Genomic DNA, 20,765 nt, shown 5'->3' on the forward strand with positions numbered 1-20,765 from the left:
TAGTAACTCGTTTAGACATAAAAATGCCCCCTTCAGAGTAGTAGAGAGTTTTTTTTATTTCTCTGTCTACTTTGAAGGGAGCATATCACTCAGCTGGTCGGTTTTTCTTTTTGAGATAGGTGTGCGGCGGGGGGAATGGTTCGCAAGATTTCAGCTGATGTTCATGAAATTTCACGTGCGTTTCGTGGGATGTGGAGAACGGTTCGCAGAATTTGGGTGCTGGTTCACAGGATTTCAATGGAGGTTCGTAAAATTGTGAAATATGACTTATTACGGTGGTGGCGAATTTATAGAGTTGAACACATTTATTGAGGGGATTTTGTGAAAATGGTAGATAGATCAAATGAATGTGTAGGTCAAATATCACTGAACTGACGAACTTTCTGAGAAGCTTACGAACTCGGAAGTTAACCTCACGAAATCCCGTGTTAACCTCACGAATCCCCCGTCTAACCTGACAAATTAACAGTACAACCTCACAAACATGATATTCTCCAGAAAACACTCTCTTTTAAAGGTGATGTCCGGGACGGAGTAGGCCAAATTTCACTGAACTGACGAACTTTCTGATAAGCTTACGAACTCGGAAGTTAACCTCACGAACTCCCGTGTTAACCTCACGAATCCTCCGCCTAATCTTACAAATTAACGGTACAACCTCACAAACCTGATATTCTCCAAAAAACACGCGCTTTTAAAAGTGATGTCCGGGACGGAGTAGGTCAAATGTCACTGTACTGACAAACTTTCTGAGAAACTGACGAACTCTTCCCCTAACCTCACGAACTCAGGTGCTAAGCTGGCAAACTCAGCGTCTATCCTCACGAATTCCATCTCCAACCTCACAAACCAAAATCTTTTCCAAAAAACAGTTGCCAATTTCAAGAAATAAGTATATAGTACATTACAACAGTAATGCACTAGAAAAAGGAAGGTGGTGAACCTTATGCTGAATCCGGACAGTGTAAAACCGATTTATGTTCAAATTGCCGAATGGCTTGAAACAGAAATTCTTCAGGAGCGGTTTAAAGCAGATGACAAAATGTATTCCCAGTATCAGCTTGCAGATCAATTCAACATCAATCCGGCAACAGCCGCGAAAGGACTTACCATTTTAGCTGACGCAGGAATTTTATATAAGAAAAGGGGACTCGGTATGTTTGTGACAGAACAGGCAGCAGACCAAATTCGACACAGAAGAATCAACGAAACATTAACAGCACTCGTTTCTGAAATTGTGGAAGAAGCAGCGCACTTAAATGTTGGAGAACAGGAGTTAATTCACATGATTCAGCAGGAGGGAAAACGCCGGAAAGGGGCAGTACGATGAATGTCATTGAATGTCGCCAGGCTGAGAAGAAGTATAGGGGAGAACATGGAATCCTTCATGCTGATTTCACCATTCGTGAAAATACGATAACAGGTGTGATTGGTCGTAATGGTGCAGGTAAAACGACTTTGCTAAAAATGCTTGCAGGCTACCTGAAGCCCACTGGAGGAGAAGTGAAAGTGTTTGGTGAAAGGCCGTTTAATAGCCTGAAAGTTTCTGCTAACAGTATGTACCTGGATGAGTTTACGGTGTATTCAGATTCTACTCCGATTGGCGAACTGTTTCAACATCACAGAAGGTTTTATCCAAACTGGGATCAGCAGCTTGCAGTGGAACTGCTCGCTTATTTCTCCATTTCTCAAAAAGCAGTCCGTGGAAGCTTGTCTAAAGGTCAGAGAAACACGTTACACGGAATCATAGGTCTTGCCGCAAGATGCCCGTTAACCATTTTTGATGAACCGACCACAGGGATGGACGCTTCTGTGAGAAAAGATTTCTACAGGGCGCTGTTAAAGGATTATCTGACTCACCCGAGAACGATTCTGATTTCCAGCCATCACCTTGATGAGATAGAGGACCTTTTGGAAGATATCGTTTTAATTGATCTTGGTAAAATAATTCTGCATCTGCCGGTTGAAGAATTGAAGGAATTCGGGATGGCGATCTCGGGTCCGGCAGCAGCCGTGAATAACTGGATTCAGCACAAGACAGTCATCGCTAGAAAAGAAGAAGCTTCGGGAATGGTTACCGTGATCGTTAAAAATGACTTTACAGCAGCTGACAAGGCAACGGCTGCCGGATTAAGGTTTTCCCCGGTATCAGCCAGCGATATGTCGATTTACCTGACAAACCGTGAAAAAGGAGGGATTGATGATGTCTTTAACAAACGTCAGTACAGCTAACATCATAAAAAAGCAATACATTCACAAAATGACTTCTTATAGAGATGCCTGGAAAAGCCTGATCATCACTCAATTAATCGCACTTGCCATTTCTTCATTTTCAACAGGTGGAGGGACTACATCAGGTGACTTTTACAGTATAAATGTCACGAATTATTCAGTTGATGTTGTTTTTTTCTTTACTGTGTTCTGGGCTTTTATTGCATCGTTTTTAGTCACAACCAACAGTTATACGTATGAGGATTTTTCTTATGTGAGTAATCGTACAACAAGCGCTGTTTCAGCGATTCTGTTTGTTGCCTCGATCACGACTATAGCAGCCATCTTTACGATGCTTAGCTCCTATTTCATTTTTATGGTGATGTATTTGACACAGGATGTAAATATACTGTACGGATCGAATACAATTGGGGATTTTTCAGAAATCCTATCCTCATTTGCAGCAGTTTGGGGATATCTTCTGTTAGCCTCATCAGTTGGATATATCATTGGTGCGCTCGTTCAGATTAGTAGGATATTCAGTTTAGTGATTCCCGTCTTGATATTTTTACCCGGCTTTATGAATGTTCAGGTTCCTATTCTTACAGACGTTGTTACCTTTTTCACTACTGAAACCTCTGTCATGATGTTTACAATGAAAGTGCTCATCACAGCAATCCTCCTTTTCATGTTGGGGTGGTTGCTTTCAGCTAAAAAGGAGGTGCGGACATGGTAGCCGTTATTACACTATTGCCGGTTATAATGATAGGACTTATCCTGGTGTTTTTTATGACGAGGAACAAATCCTTTCGTAGACAAACCTCCCGTATTCCGCTCAAATATATGCTCAGTGCTTATGTGGGAATCTTATTGTTAAGTCTGGTTACGTATTATATGATCGGGCAAAGTGAAGAGGTAGCAGGCAGGGAGATTGAATCATCAGTTGAAAGTGAAGACTTTGATTTGCATCAAAAAATATTTAACAGACAATTTGATGAGATTGATGACAAATACTATTTTGGACAGGAAAAAATCGGACTCGATTCAGATGAGTTGTCTATCCGTTTTGCCGATCAGAATATGGATACCTACTCTTATAACATCGTCGTCACTAAAGACCCTGATGTAAAAGGAGAAATCATTATTGATTACTACAGGGTACCATTCAGTATTAATGGTATTGATATCTCAGAAGAATTTGAAGCTGCGGACATGCGTTACGACAACGGAGAAATCATCGTCAACAATCTGACAAGAGACTATGTGAACCTGGAATTTGCAGAGTTTCAAATGCCAATCCCGGGAAGTCAATTCAGTGATGACCGATCAAACAGAGACTGGAACTTCAACTTCCAGTCAGGCGGTGATTTCTATCACATTCAGATTCCTGAAAACACACAGCTCAACTACGATCCAAACGTACCAATCTATGAATTTGAGAACTGACTACCTTTAACAAATTCAGTGCGATTTACATGTTTCTAAAACTACGCCCAAGGTCAGGAGGCCCCCTGACCGATTTCTAATTAATACTCTACTTCGGTTTAGGTTTTCAAGAAATCAACTGTCGATCAAAATTCTGCTTTCACTTTGTAATATCATAAGGGCAGAGACCATCCGCAGACTCCTGTGGCGGAAAGGGTCAGGTGAAACCGGCTAAAGCACAGGCGGGTTCACCGCCCGGCCTTGGAAAAGTGGAGGCGACTCGTCCAGCCCCGACAAGCATAAGGCGAAGATGAAAAGAGGGCTGATCTTCGCCCTCGTTCAGCTTTGACTTATGACCTCGAGGGGCTAGTCGCCGGAGCTAGACACCAAGAAAAGCTGTGGCGGGCGTTTAGGGACGTACAAACTGGACTGTCCTCGACGAAGATAAAGGAAACACGGAGAGCGTTAGCGATCCGATGTTGACTTATCGAACGAGAGGACGGGAAGTTTGCTAGTCCCTGCCAGCTGGAGCTAGACAAAGGAAAGCGGAGGATGGTCTCTGCCCGCCTTTTTATAAAAATTAAAGCTAAAATCAAAAAATAAAATATTCAGAAAAAGGTTGACTTCTGTTTCTAACCGCTCTATAATCCTCAACAAGAGATTAACATCAATGCATACCAAAACCATAACTTAATAAACTCTTATCCAGAGTGGCGGAGGGACTAGGCCCTGCGATGCCCGGCAACCAACGAGTCAGCCTTGACTTGGAAAGGTGCTAATTCCTACAGATCAGACTGATCTGAAAGATAAGAGGAGGATCAAAACCCTCTTCTTATGAAGGGGGTTTTTCTTTTTCCCTCTTCTCCTTTATCCCTTTGCCGCAGCCACTCGACAACTTATTCAACCACTAAAGGAGAGATTTGATCATGACAAACGAAAACCCGCAGTACAATATTGAAACGTTATTATTACACGGTGCTACAGAAGCGGATCCAACGACTGGTTCACGTGCGATTCCTGTTTATCAGACAACGTCGTATGTGTTTGACAGTGCTGAGCATGCGCAGAAGCTGTTTTCTTTAGAGGAAGCAGGCAATATTTATACGCGTATCGGGAATCCGACTGTTGCGGCTTTTGAAAACAGGATTGCTCTTTTAGAAGGCGGAGTGGGGGCTGTTGCTGTTTCGTCCGGAATGGCTGCGATCACTTATGCAGTGTTGAATCTGGCGAGTGCGGGTGATGATATTGTTGCAGCTACGAACTTATACGGTGGAACCTATAATTTATTTGCGCAAACGTTGCCCCGTTATGGCGTCAATGTAACGTTTGTTGATGTTTCGGACCCGGAAAATGTGCGGAAAGCCATTGGTCCGAAAACGAAGGCAGTGTTTGCTGAAGTGATTGGAAATCCGAGTTTGCATGTGCTGGATACAGAAGCGGTTGCGAAGGTGGCTCATGAAGAAGGTGTACCGCTCATTGTGGACAGCACGTTTGCGACACCTTATTTGAATAAACCATTTGAGCATGGGGCAGATATTGTGGTTCACTCGGCAACAAAATGGATTGGCGGTCATGGAACAACGATTGGTGGTGTCGTGGTTGATGCAGGCAAGTTCAATTATGATAATGGCCGGTTCCCGGATTTTACAACGCCGGACCCAAGCTATAACGGACTGCGTTTCGTTGATTTAGAGGAAGCGGCGTTTATTGCAAAGCTTCGCGTTAACCTGCTTCGTGATACAGGGGCGTGCCTGAGTCCGCAAAATGCATTCTATTTACTGCAGGGGCTTGAAACGTTGCATTTGCGCCTCGAACGACATGTTGAAAATGCCCAAAAGGTTGCTGAATACCTGGCAGCTCATCCATCCGTCGAATGGGTTCAGTATCCGGGACTGAAGGATCACCCTTCACATGAGCTTGCGAAAAAATATCTGCCTAAAGGACCGGGCTCGATTATTGTGTTCGGCATTAAAGGTGGACGTGAAGCGGGAAGAAAAGTCATTGATAACACGAAGCTTTGGTCTCATGTAGCCAACGTTGGAGATGCAAAATCACTGATTATTCATCCGGCAACAACCACTCATGCCCAGCTAAGAGGAGCAGATCTCGAGGCAGCCGGCGTCAAAGAGGAGCAGATTCGCCTCTCAGTGGGGATCGAATCGGTGGAAGATTTAATTCATGATTTAAATCAGGCGATTGAAAAATCAGCAGTTCCTGCACATTCATAAATGGAGGAGGAATCAGGAATGGGAGAGACACCTGTGACAGAGAAAACGAGGCAGAGTGAGGGGACTGTTCATATTGGCTCATTAGTGCTCGAGTCCGGAAAGATACTCCGGGACGTTTCTCTCCGCTATGAGCGGGCTGGAGATCCATCGCTTCCTGTTATCCTGATCTGTCATGCGCTAACAGGTACTCATCAATCCTACGGTACAGAGGAAGATCCGGGGTGGTGGAGAGGCTTTATCTCAGAAGGCGGTTCTGTAGATCTGACGAGGTTTCAGGTTATTACCTTTAATGTGATCGGGGGATGCAGTGGCTCAACCGGGCCGGCTTCCCTCAATCCCGACAATGAACTTTATCGCTCGGATTTTCCCTTTGTATCCATCAAAGATATTGTTAATGCCCAGCATAAAGCGTTAAATGAACTCGGGATCCACCGACTGCATGGCATCATTGGCGGATCGCTTGGAGGCATGCAGGTGCTTGAATGGAGCGTAACGTATCCTGATTTTATGGATAAAATCGTGCTGCTGGCTGCAACGCCGTCATTGAGTGATTACGGCATCGCTTTTAACAGAATTGGTATTCATGCGATTGAAAATGACCCGGGGTGGAAACAGGGCAATTATGAGCATGCTTCAGAGGTTAAGGGCTTTGAAGTAGCCAGAATGATCGGGCTTGTCACCTACAGGAGTCCGGCGCTTTTCACAGGCCGTTTTAAACGGGAGGAAAAACTGTCTGAGGAAAAGCAGCCTTATTATCAGGTCGAATCGTATCTGCGTTACCAGGGTGAGAAAATCACCAGAAGGTTTGATCCAAACAGTTATTTAACGCTTCTCTATGCCATGAATCATCATGATATCGGACGTGGCAGAGGTGGGATTGACCAGGCAGCTGCCAGAATTAAAGGAAAGTTTTTAGGTGTTGGATTTAAGGGAGATCTTCTTTATCCGCCGGAGGATATCAGACGTTTTTCAGCGCTGGTGAAAGGTGGTTCCTATCATGAAGTGGACACCCATTTCGGACACGACGGATTTTTAGTTGAATTTGATAAATGGGGACCGGTGATTAAACATCATTTTGAAAACAAAGAATAGGCAGTCAGGCTGCCTCTTTCTTTTAAACATAAAACAGAGTAAACAGGGAGGAATTATGATGAATAAAAAAACAAAAGGCTTTATTTTATCCATAGCGGCAATTGGAGTCCTCGCTGGCTGCTCTGCGAATGCGGATTCGGATGAATTACCTGATAAAATCACCCTTGATTATGCTTATTATTCGCCTACCAGCTTAGTACTGAAGGAACAGGGACTTGTTGAGGAGGCGCTTGCTGATGAAGGTGTAGAAGTAGAGTGGGTGCTGAGTCAGGGCAGTAATAAGGCACTTGAGTTCCTCAATTCACGCAGTGTGGATTTCGGCTCAACAGCCGGTGCTGCGGCGTTGATTGCCAAATCGAACGGTTCACCGATTGAATCGGTTTACTTATATGCCAAGCCTGAGTGGACAGCACTTGTTGCCGCTGAAGGATCTGACATTCAGAGCGTAGAGGATTTAGCAGGTAAAAAAGTAGCTGCAACACTCGGGACTGATCCTTATATCTTTTTACTAAGAGCATTGGAAGAGGCCGGGCTTTCATCAGAGGACGTTGAAATTGTAAACCTTCAGCATCCGGATGGAGCAAATGCGTTAAGCTCCGGACAGGTGGATGCATGGGCAGGACTTGATCCGCATATGGCGAGAGCCGAACTTGATACAGGGGCAGAGCTGTTTTACCGAAATGCTGACTTTAACACATACGGTACGCTGAATGTCCGGTCAGATTTTGCTGAGGATTACCCTGAACTGGTGGAGACGGTCATTGAGCAATATGAAATCGCAAGAGAATGGACGATTGAAAATCCGGATGAAGCAGCGGCTATTCTGTCTGAGGAAGCAGATATGAATATTGAAGTGGCCAAAGCAAGCGTCGCACGAAACGATTTTTCAAATCCCGTTATAGGTTCTGAACATACAGAAGCCCTGATTGCGGCAGGAGAAGTACTTAGGAATGAAGAGGTCATTGATGCGGATGCCGATGTGGAATCACTTGTTGATGAATTGTTAAATCCCTCATTTACAGAGTCACTGGGATCTGAATAGGAGGCTCGTTTATGAAACAGGTCAATAAAAGATTATCGGTATTTGGAATTGGACTCGTACTGCCCGTTTTACTTTTGGTGATTTGGGAGGGAGCGGCGAGACTAGGCTTGATTGAGCCTTATCTCCTGCCTGCCCCAACGGTTGTCGTTGTTTCCATCATTGATATGGCGCAGGACGGCACGTTATGGGGGCACGTATCGATCACGCTGTACCGTGTACTGATCGGATTTTTGATAGGAACGGCTGCAGCGCTTGTCATTGGTTCAGCAGTCGGCTATTTCAGACGGTTCGAGCAGCTGATGGACCCGATCCTTCAGGCTTTCCGTTCCATTCCTTCCCTTGCATGGGTTCCGCTGTTTCTTTTATGGATGGGAATCGGGGAGCCGTCGAAGGTAACGCTGATTGCAGTCGGTGTCTTTTTCCCGGTTTATCTGAACATTGTCTCAGGTATCCAGGGGGTCGACAGAAAGCTGATTGAGGTAGGGAAGGTTTACCGTTTCAGTTCATTCCAGCTTGTTAAAAGAATCATTCTTCCTGCCTCGCTCCCATCCTTTTTAGTCGGTATCCGGAGCGGGCTTGGACTTGGCTGGATGTTTGTTGTAGCAGCTGAACTTCTTGGTGCCAGTGAAGGACTTGGTTATTTGCTTGTGCTCGGACAGAATACGTCATCCCCTGAACTGATTATTGCGAGTATTTTACTGTTTGCTGCCTTAGGAAAAGGAACAGATGCCTTATTGAAGCAGGTGGAAGTCCGCTCGCTGAAATGGCAGGATAATCTTCAAAACGCTCAGTAAAGAGGTGAAAGCATATGCTGACAGTCAAAAAAGCATCAAAGTTATTTAAGGGTGGAACAGCGGGTTTCAAAGACGTCAGTTTTACGATACAAAAAGGCGAAATTGTCGGGATTCTCGGTACAAGCGGATGTGGGAAAAGTACGCTTCTGAGGGTGTTGTCAGGTCTTGAGCAGTCAGACAGCGGGACCATTCATACCGGAGACGAGCAGGGAAGTCAGCAGGCTGGGGGGATGATTTTTCAGGAACCGAGATTAATGCCGTGGCTTTCAGTTGAAGACAACGTATTGTTTGGCTTTGAGCAGCCGAAAAAACATACGGATAAAGCCGGCCACTATTTATCACTTGTTGGATTAAAAGATTTTGCGAAATCTCTGCCACGAGACTTATCAGGTGGGATGGCGCAGCGTACAGCGATTGCCAGAGCACTCGCATCGAAGCCTTCGGTATTGCTTTTAGACGAACCGTTCAGCGCACTGGACGCTTTCACTAAAATGCAGCTGCAGGATCTGCTGCTTGATATATGGGAGCAGGAAAAAACAACGATGGCCATTGTCACTCACGATATAGACGAAGCGCTTTATCTGTGTGACCGGGTGCTCGTGATGAGCGGTCAGCCCGGCACGATTGCCGCCGAGCTGAAAATAAAACAGCCAAAGCCGAGAAGCCGCAGCGACATTAATCTTACTGTCTATAAGGAAAAAATCTTTTCAATTCTTGAGGGCAGTCATGGCAAGGCTAAAGCCCAGACCGCAAAATAAAATCCAGCTATTTCCGTTTAATCTCTTTTAAAAAAGGAATAATACACAAAAAGAGAAAATTCGGAGGACTGGATATGTTAATGGAACGAAAAGAGAGTAACAAACGCGCCGGCTGTGAAAACGAATATGGAACCCTCGAACGTGTATTAGTCTGTCCACCGGCCTTTATGAAAATCGAAGAAGCGATTAACGAAACTCAAAAGCACTTTCTGAAGGATAATATTGATCAGGAAAAAGCGATGGAGCAGCATAAAGCATTTATTCAGCTCCTTCATGAACATGGAGCTGACGTTGTACAGCTACCGCCACTTTCCGTTTATCCGGAACAGGTTTTTACACGTGATATCGGCTTTACAATCGGAGATACCGTTTTTATTTCGTCAATGGGCACAGAAATGAGAGATGGTGAGGAATCCATTCTGCTTGATTGGCTGAGAGAATCAGGTGTTCCTCATAAGAAAATCAAAACTTCCTCCATTGAAGGTGGAGATGTCGTGGTTGATGGGAAAACGATCTGGGTAGGCATCAGCAGCCGAACCACTATTGAGGCTGTTGAAGAATTGCGCACTGCCCTGCCGGAATATGAAGTCATTGAAGTCCCATTCGACTCCCAATTCCTTCACCTGGATTGCCTGTTCAACATTGTTTCAGACAATGATGCACTTATTTACAAAGAAGCATTCGATCAGAAAACCATCGACCGTTTTGCGGAAAGATATGAATTGATGTCGGTCAATGAGGATGAACAATTCACAATGGGACCAAATGTATTATCCATTGGAAATGATAAAGTCATCAGTCTACCGGTCAATAAAGAAGTGAACCGAAAACTGAAACGGGCCGGCTATGACGTTCTTGAACTGGATATCTCAGAAATTATTAAATCAGGCGGCTCATTTAGATGCTGCACATTGACTGTGAACCGCTCATAAAAAATTCCTCCCCACGTGTGTGGGGAGGAATTTTTTATGGAACTGAATATCAACTTTGCCAGGTCGCGTTCACTCTGAGACCGCGAGATTTTCACAAAAGTGTCCAAGCTCAGCCCGCCTCCTCAACATATCGCGGCCTGTGGTTTTTTCACGTAAGTGTCCAAGTTCGGGCATAAAGTGACCAAATAGCCTGCGAAAGTGTCCAAGTTCGGGCATAAAGTGACCAAATAGCCTGCGAAAATGTCCAAGCGAGGCAATAAAGTGACCAAACTCAGCCCCCCTCCGCTTTTCTTGTCTAGCTCCACCGGGCAGGGACTAGCAAACTTCCCGTCCTCTCGTTCGATAAGTCAACATCGGTTCACTTCGTTCGCCGTGTTTCCTTTATCTTCGTCGAGGCCAGTCCAGTTTGTACGTCCCTAAACGCCTGCTTCTGCTTTTCTATGTGGCTGGCTGATCCGGTCCTTCCAGTTTTTTATCTTTTATCATTCCGGCATTTCTTTCTTTCCGGTCAACGGTGCCTTCTTCGTACATGCGCTGGATTTGTTCTTCAGCGAATGATTCTTCAATTTGCGTTTTCTTTTTATAGCTCATGGTTAATCTCCTCCTTTTTAAATTAGTATCATTAAAATAAATCATTTTATTCTCCAGGATCATTACTCTGAAATTTCTGTCAATATTTGATTTCTTTTATGAAAACGGATACAATACAGCATATCTTACAGGATTTATCATAAGGGTTAAGGCAATCATAGAACGATCAAAAGGGGATGGGAATATGCATGTGCCATTAATTTTAACGGATTTTCTTGATCGCGCTGTTACACTTTACGGTGGTAAAACAGCCGTTATTGACGGGGAGCGCTCATTGACTTACCGTGACATTGAAAAAAGGGTTAATCAATTATCAAGGGGATTAGCTGAACTCGGTATTAAAAAAGGTGATAAAGTAGCTTATTTGACGCCGAATTCGCTGGAGATGTTTGAAGGGTTTTATGGACTGTACCAGGTGGGGGCTGTGATGACATCACTCAACACGAGGCTTCGTCCGGAGGATTATCAGTTCATTTTAAATCATAGTGAAAGTAAAGTGCTTTTTGTAGATGCAGATTTATATCCGCTCATTGAATCAATCCGGACAAATCTTGAGACTGTACATACATTTATTATCCAGGGCAGGGATGCGGAAGGCTGTCTTTCTTATGAAAAATGGCTGTCGGGCTATTCAGAAGAAGCTTATGACAGAGTACCACTTGAAGAAACGGATATCGCTTCGCTTCTTTATACGAGTGGGACAACGGGAGATCCAAAAGGAGTGCTCCTGTCACATCGATCAAACTATCTCCATGCTTTAACGACAATGCATCACTTAAAAATCAGTGATCAGGATACACTGCTTCACGTCCTGCCGATGTTTCACGTGAACGGATGGGGATCACCATTTTATTACACGGCAAATGGTGCCACACAGGTGATGCAGCGTAAAGTGGATCCGAAAGCCATCCTTGAAAATGTGGCTAAACATCAGGTCAGCATTATGCATATGGCACCGACCGTTTTAAATATGCTTATTGAAGAAGCAGCCCACACGAACGCAAAATTTGATCACGCCTTAAGAGTAGTCATAGCCGGCTCTGCACCACCTCCGGCTTTTGTCAGGAAAGTGGAAGAGGAACTCGGGTGGGAATTTATTCAGGTATACGGCATGACAGAGATTTCACCGCTCGTCACGATGTCAGCTCACCGGAGTAATACGCAAGTAAAGGACGCAGCCCATTCAGCTAAATTAAAATCTAAAACGGGGTATGAACTCATCGGGTCAAAGGTGCGGGTGCTTGACGAACTTGGGGTGGAAGTACCTCATGATGGAAAAGCCATCGGTGAGATTGCGGTCCGCTCCAACAACGTGATGGAGGGCTACTTTAAAAATCCGGAAGCTACCTCAGCAGCGATCCGCGATGGCTGGCTGTATACAGGAGATATGGCGATTGTGGATGACCAGGGGTATATCGAAATTGTAGACCGCAAAAAAGATGTCATTATCAGCGGTGGTGAGAATATCTCTTCTATTGAAGTAGAGGCCGCTCTATACGATCACCCAGCGATTCTTGAGGCAGCGGTAATTGCTGTCCCTCATGAAAAATGGGGAGAAGTTCCGCATGCAGTCATTGTGAAGAGAGAAGGCTATGAGTTAACAGAGGAAGAAGTCATTGCTTTTGCGAATGAAAAGCTGGCACGATTTAAAATTCCAAAAAGCTTCAGCTTCACTGATCAGCTTCCAAAAACAGCATCAGGGAAAATTCAAAAAGTCGTGCTGCGAAAAGAATTCTGGGATAAGGATGGGAAGATGGTGAATTGATCATTAATCGATTATGATCAAACTGAAAAGGAGGCTAAGATGAAAAATAGTATTTACGCTCTGATTTTAACCATCGTTGGTCTTTTTGTTGCCTACATGATCTTTCCGCCATTTAATATATCCTTGGGTAAAGGATCAATGCTAGCAATTCCAATTGGATTTTTCATTTTTTTGATAGGGGTAACATATGGCATCATTGCCTTCTTTAAAAAGGAAAAAGGAGTTCTTAAATATATTTCGTTAACATCTATTCCACTAGGCGTTTTATATGTGGTCTTCATATTTTATTTGTTTGGAGGTCTGATATAACTCCTAGAACATTTGAAGCGACATTTAGACTTCACTTTGAAAAGCGGAGGCGGCTCGTTCAGCCCCGACAAGCATAAGGCGAAGATGAAAAGAGGGCTGATCTTCGCCCTCGTTCAGCTTTGACTTATGACCTCGAGGGGCTAGCCGCCGGAGCTGGACATCAGGAAAAGCGGAGGCGGGCGTAAAGGGATGTGCATACTGGACTGGCCCCGACGGAGATAAAGGAAACACGGCATAGTGAGCCGATGTTGATTTATCGAACGAGAGGATGGGAAGTTTGCTAGTCCCTGCCCGTCGCAGCTAGACACAAAGAAAAGCAAAGGAATGACACGGCACGGTTTACTTATACTATAAAAAGAGTCAAACATGATCGTGTCATGTTTGACCCTTTTTACTTTTTATAACTGATTTACGCTTCCTGTGCCTGAATCTGAAGGTTGATTTTGATATCTTCTCCTACAAGCACGCCGCCTGTTTCAAGCGCCTGGTTCCACGTTAAGCCGTATTCCTTACGGTTCAGTTTACCAGTAGCAGAGAAACCGACTTTTTCATTCCCCCATGGATCTTTTCCTGCACCTTCATATTCCACAGTGAACGTTTCTTTGCGAGTTACATCCTTGATCGTTACATCACCAGTTAACTCGTATTCATCGTCACCGATTTTCTTAACATCAGTTGAAACAAACGTGATGTTTGGAAATTGCTCAACTTCAAAGAAATCAGCTGAGCGAAGGTGATTATCACGGTCCTGATTACGTGTGTCAATTGAATTTACTGTAATCGAAAAGCGGATGTCAGCTCCAGTAAGATCAGCCGGATCAGCTGTTACATCTGCTGAAAAGTCGTGGAAAGAACCCTTCACTTTTGAGATCATCATGTGCTTTACTGAAAAATCGATACTTGAGTGTGCTGCGTCTACTGCCCATTTTTTTGTCATAAAAAAATCCTCCTTGTATAAGTTACATTAAGTAACTTGGTTAGTATTTGTAATTAGTATATTCTGCGGTAAAAAGAAAGTCAACACATTTCTCTCGAATTCGAGATATTTTTTTCGGCGCATGATTTTAGGAAAAGTCTGTAATCTGTAAATGTAAGGTGGAGATGAGGCTCAAACTTGAAAAATACGAAGAGAAGGGGCAGAATTAACGTTTTATCACAAAATGTATTCTTCACACAATTATCATTGAATTCTCTGGAAATAGAGTGAAAAATGGTAAGAAAGGGTAGTAGAATAAAAGAATAGAGGAGGGTGACACGATGAGTAACAGACATTCCCAGCAATCATCTTCAGATCAACCATCGTCCAAATCTCCTTCAAAAGATTACAGTACACCTTCAAAACCTTTTTTCAGACCGTCAATGCTGGTCGTGATGGTTTTTGTTATCTGTATATTGTCTCTTGCAGCAGTGTATGCCTATGAGACATGGAGAAATCAGCAGGTTGAAGCATGGAAGACATCAGCAGAAAATGCTGCTTATAATAAACAGTGGAAAGACGCGGAAAGAGATCTGGCGCAAGCGGCTTCTGTACGCCCTGAGTATGAATCGGTTCATCAAAGCCTGTCAGCAGTCAGAGATGCCCGTTTATTTGAAAATAGAATTGCCCGATTGGAAGAGCAGTTAGCGGCCGGACAGGTTGAACAAGTGGAAAATGAGATCCGCGATATCCGGGAGACACTTCAAAAATCTAAAAATAGCCTTCTCTTTCTCGAACAGGAAAAGATCATGTCCTTAAAGGAAGCGTCGCTGGTTAGCTCTATTAAAAACGAAATTAAAGAGCCGTTATCCATTCAGGCACTCGCCGGGAAACTGCTCGAGGTTTCTGAAATTAACCATCCGGAAGCAGATGAAGTGCAAAATCTTATACGTAACCAGATAGCAGGCCTTTCTATTGAGCAGGCATCTGTTGAACTCGATAAGTTTCATTTTACTGAGGCTTTAAACATTGTCGAAATCGGACTTGGGTATGCGCCATTACATGAAGAATTGATCAGCTACAAGAAAACCATTGAAGCTGAGCGTAATGCCTATCAGGAAGAGGAATATATCAGACTTGCTGAAGCGCAGGAAGAAGCTGAAAGACAAGATCATTTTAACCGTACTGAAGCAGTGTCAGTAGAAGAATGGGAAGTGAAAAATATTAATGACACCATTCAATTGACAGGTACGATTAAGAATATCGGAACAAGACCGATCAGCTGGATTGAGATTGAATGGACCGTTACAGGGAAGGATGGACAGGTGTTGTCCGAGAGTCTGACGGTAGTGGACCCCGAATATGTCTTACCTGAAGGACAGGGCTCATTTAAAGATGAATTAAATTTGTCAGGAGACTATGAAAAAGTGGAGATTACATCCATTACATGGTATTTGGAATAGGGGTGAAGTATGAAGAAAAATTGGATTTCCAGCATACTTGTCTCCATTGCTTTAATTGTTCTTACGGTTTGGGGAGGCCTTATGCTTAGGGAAGAAATACAGCAAAACGTTAGAGAAGAACCTTCTTATCTGATTAGTAACCAGCTGGATTCCTCACAGCGGAATTTTATTGAACAGCTTTCTCTTAATCGTGAAGAGGCACTTTTTGAAGCGCAACAGAAAGTCATTCAGATCGAAACCCCTATTGGTTCAATAGGATCAGGATTTATTTATAACACGGAAGGGGCAGTTGTCACGAATGCCCATGTCGTTGCAAATGCCTCTGAAGTGACTGTCATTACGGCTGACTCTGCACGTTACACTGGTATTGTCATTGGCATCAGCGAGACAGAGGATATCGCCGTGATACAGGTTGATGAATTACAGGGAAAAGAGCCGTTGGAACTGGAACTGAACAGGGAAGCGCAGGTACTTGATCAGGTGCTGGCGCTGGGAAGTCCGCTTGGCTTTCAAAATACGGTAACAGCAGGTGAGATCAACGGGATAAACCGTTCATTCACCATCGAGCCGTTTATATACGAGAATATTGATCAGTTTACTGCTGCGATTTCTCCGGGAAATAGCGGTGGTCCTTTACTGAATTCAGATACCATGAAGGTAATCGGTATTAATTCAGCGGAGGAACCTGAACAAAATCTTGGTTATAGTATCCCCATTACTGATGTAAAGGATCAGATTGATGAATGGATCGCCTCACCGATGCAGGAGCTTCCGTCATTTGAGAATTATGCTGATCAGCCACAGGATGCTGTCGTTCCAACATTAGAAGAACAGGCATTGTATATTGCACAATATTACTTATCCAGTATTGAATTTGGAGACTATGTCACGGCTTATTCTTTGCTGGGAGCAGATTATCAGAATGAGACAAGCTTTAACACGTTTAAAGACGAGTTTAGAAACCTTCTTTCTATTTCGTTGAAGTCCTCTGAGGGTATTGCGATCTCTGGGGAGGTAGAAGTGAGAGCCACTGTTGAAAAAGAGGAAATTGTTTCAGGTAAATCTGAAAAAAAACTTTACTCCTACCGCTTTTTGATCACAGATGAGAACGGTCAGATGAAAATAAAACGGCTGGAATACCAGGAAGCAGAATGACAGACAAAAAAACAGCGGAAAATTCCCCGCTGTTTTTTTGTATTCAATGACTGGAGTCAATCCATTCATCCGCCCACTTCTGTACGCCATCCAGAATAGGAGTGAGCGAGTGTCCTTTGTCAGTCAGACTATATTCAATTCGTACTGGAGTTTCAGGGTAGACGTCTCTTGAAACGAGACCATGTTCCTCCAGTTCCTTTAAACGTTCCGTTAAAATTTTATTGCTGATCTGAGGGATCGGCTCTGCAATTTCCGAAAAGCGTTTAGGTCCTTCGGCAAGTACACGGATAATCACACCATTCCAGCGTTTGCCGAGAATTTGAAACGCCTGCTCGAATTTGGGACATAAAGACATCGCGGCCATCCTTTTCCCTCCTTTATATGAAAGATGCGTTTAGTCAATCTAAGTATACAGGAGGAGGACGGGGTTCGTCATCTTCAGCGGTTTAACAGCGTTTCGTATATTTTCACGTTGGCATATGCTGCTTCCAAAACAGGTGCTTCCAGTTGATGCTGGCTGGCTTTTTCCAGCAGCCAGCCCTGCAGGTGATGAGTTTCAGTCTGAAGTCCCTTTTCCATATCGCGCTGCATGGAAGATTTCATACCGTATTCCATCTCCTGCATTCTCTTCATCTGAATGTCCGGCAAATTATGAGCAATCGGAGCTTCAATCGCTTTCATGATCAGTGAAATTTCTTTAAATAGACGCTCCAGGGTTTGTTTGGCAGCAGGAATTTCAACGGCAGGGCCGACCGGAGCGCGCATGAGCGTAGTAATTCCGGACATTGCTGTGATGAAAGAATATTTGTGCCACATCTCCTGCATAATCGTGTCACTTCTTTTAAAGGATGCCTTCGTCCCATTAAAAATTTCTTCCAATGCTGTAATTCTGTCAGTTTGACGGCCATCCCGTTCGCCGTATACGAGATCGTGAACAGGGCTCGATTGAACAACGGCTCCATTTTCATCAAGTGTCGTTTCAATAAAACAGAGTCCTCCAAGAACACGATTCTCTCCGAACGCTTCAATCAATGGATCGAGGTGAGCGATACCATTCAGCAATGGAAGGATCATGGTTTCATTATGGACAAAAGGAGTAATATCCTTGATCACCTGATCGAGATGATAAGCTTTGGTTGTCAGAATGATGAGGTCAAACGTCTCGCCCTGATCCTGAGCAGTCAGTAAAATAGGCGCTGCTGAATAATCTCCATGGGGGCTTTTGATGACGAGGTCCATTTGCTGCAGCTGACGCTTGCGGTTTTCACGGACAAGAAACGTTACTTCCTGTCCTTTTTCCATCAGTCTCCCACCGAAATAGCCTCCAATTCCCCCGGCACCGGCAATTAGAATATTCATGATGCAAACCTCCAATTCAGTTTTAGTCATTATTGATCATACGCCATTTCGAAAGAAGTCGAAAGAAAAGTCGATTGAATTTTATAAAAATTCCTTTTCATCCCATAATGATCACACTATAATTAGGTTAATTGACTTACATAGATACATATAGGGGGATTATTTTTATGACAAATGGGGGAGTAGAGAAGCGTGAGACAGAACACAAACTGTCAGGTCTTCTTTGCAAAATATTTATTGTTTCTGCTGCTTTAATGGTTGTCAATATGGTTGCGCAGGTTTTGCTATATGGAATACCTGATTTGACGGTAATGAATGTATTGTATAACACACAGTTCCTGCTGCTGATCTTACCGCCTCTTTACTATAAATTGTCCAGGGAACCGGTCTATTTTAAGGAGTTATCTGTTTTGTCCACTCTTTTATTGGCGTTTATTTTTTATTCAAACGCCTGGGTGAATGTTCCGTATTTCTGGTTTGTACCACTGGGAATTGCAGCGGTTTATGCGGATGCAAAGCTGATGAAAAAAGCATTGATTGCGACCGCGGTTCTGCTGGGAGTGGCTCAGTTTGTTCATTTGTATTTTGCAGAGCCGATGACCGTTACGACGTCTATGGAATTTGCCATTTTAACAGGAGCCTATCATATCGTTCAATATGTTCCGATCGCAATTATTCTTTTATATGCTGTACGTCGTGCACGGATCAAAACTGAACAAAGTGAAGAACTGAAAGAAGCGCTGCAAAAAATGCTTGGAAAAGTGGAAAATACCGCTGTTGAACTGGAAGGGAAAGTTGAGAGCCTGACTGATCAGTTAGATGGATCATCACAGGCTGTTAGTTCTGTAAGCAGACAGTTGGAAAAAATGGAAGCGGTATCATTGCATTACCGAGAATCTTCAGCAGCTGCCGAACAGCATGCTGATGGCATTATCAATGAGGTCAGAAATGTATCAGCGCGTACAGATGAGATGCACCTTTTAACAGATGAAGTGATCCATACTGCCGCTCAAAATCAGTCAAATTTAAAGGATACAATCAGACAGATGTCAGAAGTCCAAAGTTCGTCTGAAAAATCCGTTGATACCGTTCAGGTTCTGGATGAAAAAACGAAGGAAATCGATCAGGCATTGAATTTAATTGAAGGAATCGCTGATCAGACAAATCTTCTGGCACTGAATGCATCCATTGAAGCGGCAAGAGCAGGTGAGCATGGAAAAGGATTTGCAATTGTAGCAGATGAAGTGAGAAAGCTTGCAGAGCAATCCTCTGTTTCTTCTGAACACATCAGAGCGATCGTATCCGATATCTCAAACGCTAAAGAGGAAGTTGTTCAGTCGTTGAATAGCACAAAAGGGAAAATCGATATCAGTATGGCTTCCATCCATGACACCGCTTCTGTTTTTCAGCAGCTGATTGTGCGCCAGGAACAACTCAAGCAGCAGCTCAATCAGGTGATTGAGGCATCAAAGGGTTCCGCTCAAAGCGGACAGTCTGTTCACGAAGCCATGCAGGTACTGCAGCAGCACGCATCAGAAAATGATCAAAGTATTGAAGGCATCATTGATTCCATGAACAGATTAGAACAAACATTTAACGACATCCAATCCTTTGCCGATGAGGTAAAAGGACAGGCAAATGACCTGATGGCTAACCTGAAAAAATAATCCTGAAACCTTTTGTTCAGAAAAAACGTCTATATAAGAGACAGTCAATACGACTGCTCTGCTAAATATGGAAATCAAAAGGAGAAATAACATGTTAAAACGCATATTCATATCTGCAATGGCGGTTATGCTTTTGATACCTGCTTTTAACGCAGGAGCATCTGACCATAACACGGAAGAAAGTATTGATGAGCGCTTCGGTCTGCCTATTCTGGTACTTGGTGGAACGCTTTCTGAGGATCAAAAACAGGAAGTCCGTGAAATGCTTGAAGTAACCGATCCTGAGATGGTAGAGGAAGTGGTTGTCACGGGTGAAGATCTTGTACGTTATATTGACGGAGAAGATCGCAATGCGCGTATGTTTTCTTCTGCTAAAATTACCCGTGAAGATGATGGGCACGGGCTTGTCATTGAACGCGTGAATCCGGAAAACATTACAGAAGTAACGGACAGCATGTATGCCAATGCCCTTTTAACAGCAGGGATTGAAAATGCCACAGTTGAAATCGCTTCTCCTGTAAAGGTAAGTGGGCACTCTGCTCTGACAGGAATTTATAAAGCGTATGAAGTCAGTGGTGAAGAGCTTGATACAGCAAGACTTGAAGTAGCCAACGATGAATTAAATCTGGCAACGGACCTTGCAAACGAAGAAGGCATTGATCAGGAAAAAGTAAGTGAACTCTTAACAGAAATCAAACAGGCGATTGCTGAGCAGAATCCGGCAACTCGTGAAGATGTCGAGCAGATTGTTAACGATCAGCTGACAAATCTTGAAATTAATCTGAGTGAGGAAGATCGTCAAAGATTAACAGACCTGTTTGAACAGATGAGAAATTTAAATATCAATTTTGATAACGTATCACAGCAGCTGAATGATTTATCCACAGCGATCCAGGATCAGCTCAGCGACGTGATCAATGATGAAGGCTTTTGGCAGGGAGTACGCGACTTCTTCCAGGGGATCATCGACGCCATTTCAGGCATTTTTGGTGGCGGAACAGAGGATGAATCAACTCCATAAGAAAACCAATTCAAAACTCTCCGGATATACCGGGGAG

Annotated in this window: 20 protein-coding genes and 1 riboswitch; of the genes, 16 read left to right on the forward strand and 4 right to left on the reverse strand. The window is 43.7% G+C overall.

Annotation, left to right across the window (positions count from 1 at the left end; all coding sequences use genetic code 11):
* Positions 1-946 precede the first annotated feature (946 nt).
* From E2491_RS02610 to E2491_RS02655, 10 genes are all read left to right on the forward strand, one after another.
* A complete protein-coding gene (locus tag E2491_RS02610) occupies positions 947-1,330 on the forward strand; it encodes a GntR family transcriptional regulator (RefSeq protein WP_134372295.1) in 384 nt (127 codons plus the stop codon).
* Entirely contained in the window at positions 1,327-2,232 is a 906-nt protein-coding gene (locus E2491_RS02615; RefSeq protein WP_134372297.1) for an ABC transporter ATP-binding protein, read from the forward strand. Before E2491_RS02610 ends, E2491_RS02615 begins: the two co-directional genes overlap by 4 nt.
* Positions 2,201-2,947 carry a hypothetical protein gene (locus E2491_RS02620; protein ID WP_134372299.1) on the forward strand — a complete coding sequence of 249 codons (747 nt, stop codon included), beginning with the start codon at positions 2,201-2,203 and terminating at the stop codon, positions 2,945-2,947. The genes E2491_RS02615 and E2491_RS02620 overlap by 32 nt, the downstream gene beginning before the upstream one ends.
* The gene (locus E2491_RS02625) at positions 2,941-3,657 is read left to right on the forward strand and encodes a hypothetical protein (protein ID WP_134372301.1); all 717 of its coding nucleotides are present in this window, start codon (positions 2,941-2,943) and stop codon (positions 3,655-3,657) included. The genes E2491_RS02620 and E2491_RS02625 overlap by 7 nt, the downstream gene beginning before the upstream one ends.
* Positions 3,658-4,334: 677 nt before the next feature.
* Positions 4,335-4,449, forward strand: a riboswitch (SAM riboswitch).
* 113 nt (positions 4,450-4,562) lie between these two features.
* Positions 4,563-5,864: an O-acetylhomoserine aminocarboxypropyltransferase/cysteine synthase family protein gene (locus tag E2491_RS02630; protein ID WP_134372303.1), complete on the forward strand. Its 1,302-nt coding sequence runs from the start codon at positions 4,563-4,565 to the stop codon at positions 5,862-5,864.
* A gap of 18 nt (positions 5,865-5,882) precedes the next feature.
* Positions 5,883-6,956 (forward strand): homoserine O-acetyltransferase MetX, encoded by a 1,074-nt coding sequence (gene metX / locus E2491_RS02635; protein ID WP_134372305.1) that lies wholly within the window; start codon positions 5,883-5,885, stop codon positions 6,954-6,956.
* Positions 6,957-7,011: 55 nt separating this feature from the next.
* Positions 7,012-7,998, forward strand: a complete 987-nt coding sequence (locus tag E2491_RS02640) for an aliphatic sulfonate ABC transporter substrate-binding protein (protein ID WP_134372307.1) — start codon at positions 7,012-7,014, stop codon at positions 7,996-7,998.
* A gap of 11 nt (positions 7,999-8,009) precedes the next feature.
* A complete protein-coding gene (locus E2491_RS02645; protein WP_134372309.1) occupies positions 8,010-8,792 on the forward strand; it encodes an ABC transporter permease in 783 nt (260 codons plus the stop codon).
* Between the two features lie 14 nt (positions 8,793-8,806).
* Complete coding sequence (locus tag E2491_RS02650; RefSeq protein ID WP_134372311.1) at positions 8,807-9,550, forward strand: ABC transporter ATP-binding protein; 744 nt, start codon at positions 8,807-8,809, stop codon at positions 9,548-9,550.
* Between the two features lie 80 nt (positions 9,551-9,630).
* Positions 9,631-10,482 carry a dimethylarginine dimethylaminohydrolase family protein gene (locus tag E2491_RS02655; protein WP_134372419.1) on the forward strand — a complete coding sequence of 284 codons (852 nt, stop codon included), beginning with the start codon at positions 9,631-9,633 and terminating at the stop codon, positions 10,480-10,482.
* A gap of 438 nt (positions 10,483-10,920) precedes the next feature.
* On the opposite strand, the gene E2491_RS17420 is transcribed toward E2491_RS02655, so the two are convergent.
* Positions 10,921-11,073, reverse strand: coding sequence for a hypothetical protein (locus E2491_RS17420; RefSeq protein ID WP_166805769.1), 153 nt, complete (start codon positions 11,071-11,073; stop codon positions 10,921-10,923).
* A 184-nt stretch (positions 11,074-11,257) separates the two neighbouring features.
* Here E2491_RS17420 and E2491_RS02660 point away from each other — a divergent pair, with 184 nt between their 5' ends.
* Together E2491_RS02660 and E2491_RS02665 are read left to right on the forward strand one after the other, a co-directional pair.
* Positions 11,258-12,838: a long-chain-fatty-acid--CoA ligase gene (locus tag E2491_RS02660; protein ID WP_134372313.1), complete on the forward strand. Its 1,581-nt coding sequence runs from the start codon at positions 11,258-11,260 to the stop codon at positions 12,836-12,838.
* A 39-nt stretch (positions 12,839-12,877) separates the two neighbouring features.
* Positions 12,878-13,147 carry a hypothetical protein gene (locus E2491_RS02665; RefSeq protein WP_134372315.1) on the forward strand — a complete coding sequence of 90 codons (270 nt, stop codon included), beginning with the start codon at positions 12,878-12,880 and terminating at the stop codon, positions 13,145-13,147.
* Positions 13,148-13,556: 409 nt separating this feature from the next.
* On the opposite strand, the gene E2491_RS02670 is transcribed toward E2491_RS02665, so the two are convergent.
* Positions 13,557-14,084 carry a YceI family protein gene (locus E2491_RS02670; protein WP_134372317.1) on the reverse strand — a complete coding sequence of 176 codons (528 nt, stop codon included), beginning with the start codon at positions 14,082-14,084 and terminating at the stop codon, positions 13,557-13,559.
* 320 nt (positions 14,085-14,404) lie between these two features.
* Between E2491_RS02670 and E2491_RS02675 the strand changes: the two genes are divergently transcribed.
* On the forward strand, positions 14,405-15,526 hold the full coding sequence (locus E2491_RS02675; RefSeq protein ID WP_134372319.1) for a hypothetical protein: 1,122 nt from the start codon (positions 14,405-14,407) through the stop codon (positions 15,524-15,526).
* Between the two features lie 9 nt (positions 15,527-15,535).
* The gene (locus tag E2491_RS02680) at positions 15,536-16,681 is read left to right on the forward strand and encodes a S1C family serine protease (RefSeq protein ID WP_134372321.1); all 1,146 of its coding nucleotides are present in this window, start codon (positions 15,536-15,538) and stop codon (positions 16,679-16,681) included.
* A gap of 43 nt (positions 16,682-16,724) precedes the next feature.
* On the opposite strand, the gene E2491_RS02685 is transcribed toward E2491_RS02680, so the two are convergent.
* Complete coding sequence (locus E2491_RS02685; protein WP_134372323.1) at positions 16,725-17,045, reverse strand: winged helix-turn-helix transcriptional regulator; 321 nt, start codon at positions 17,043-17,045, stop codon at positions 16,725-16,727.
* A 74-nt stretch (positions 17,046-17,119) separates the two neighbouring features.
* A complete protein-coding gene (locus E2491_RS02690; RefSeq protein ID WP_134372325.1) occupies positions 17,120-18,040 on the reverse strand; it encodes a ketopantoate reductase family protein in 921 nt (306 codons plus the stop codon).
* Positions 18,041-18,207: 167 nt separating this feature from the next.
* On the opposite strand from E2491_RS02690, the gene E2491_RS02695 reads away from it, so the two are divergent.
* Both E2491_RS02695 and E2491_RS02700 read left to right on the forward strand, forming a co-directional pair.
* Positions 18,208-19,707: a methyl-accepting chemotaxis protein gene (locus E2491_RS02695; RefSeq protein WP_134372327.1), complete on the forward strand. Its 1,500-nt coding sequence runs from the start codon at positions 18,208-18,210 to the stop codon at positions 19,705-19,707.
* 91 nt (positions 19,708-19,798) lie between these two features.
* Positions 19,799-20,728 carry a DUF1002 domain-containing protein gene (locus E2491_RS02700; protein WP_134372329.1) on the forward strand — a complete coding sequence of 310 codons (930 nt, stop codon included), beginning with the start codon at positions 19,799-19,801 and terminating at the stop codon, positions 20,726-20,728.
* Positions 20,729-20,765: the final 37 nt, after the last annotated feature.

The sequence above is a fragment of the Jeotgalibacillus sp. R-1-5s-1 genome (assembly GCF_004405105.1).
In the GTDB taxonomy this organism is placed as follows: domain Bacteria; phylum Bacillota; class Bacilli; order Bacillales; family Jeotgalibacillaceae; genus Jeotgalibacillus.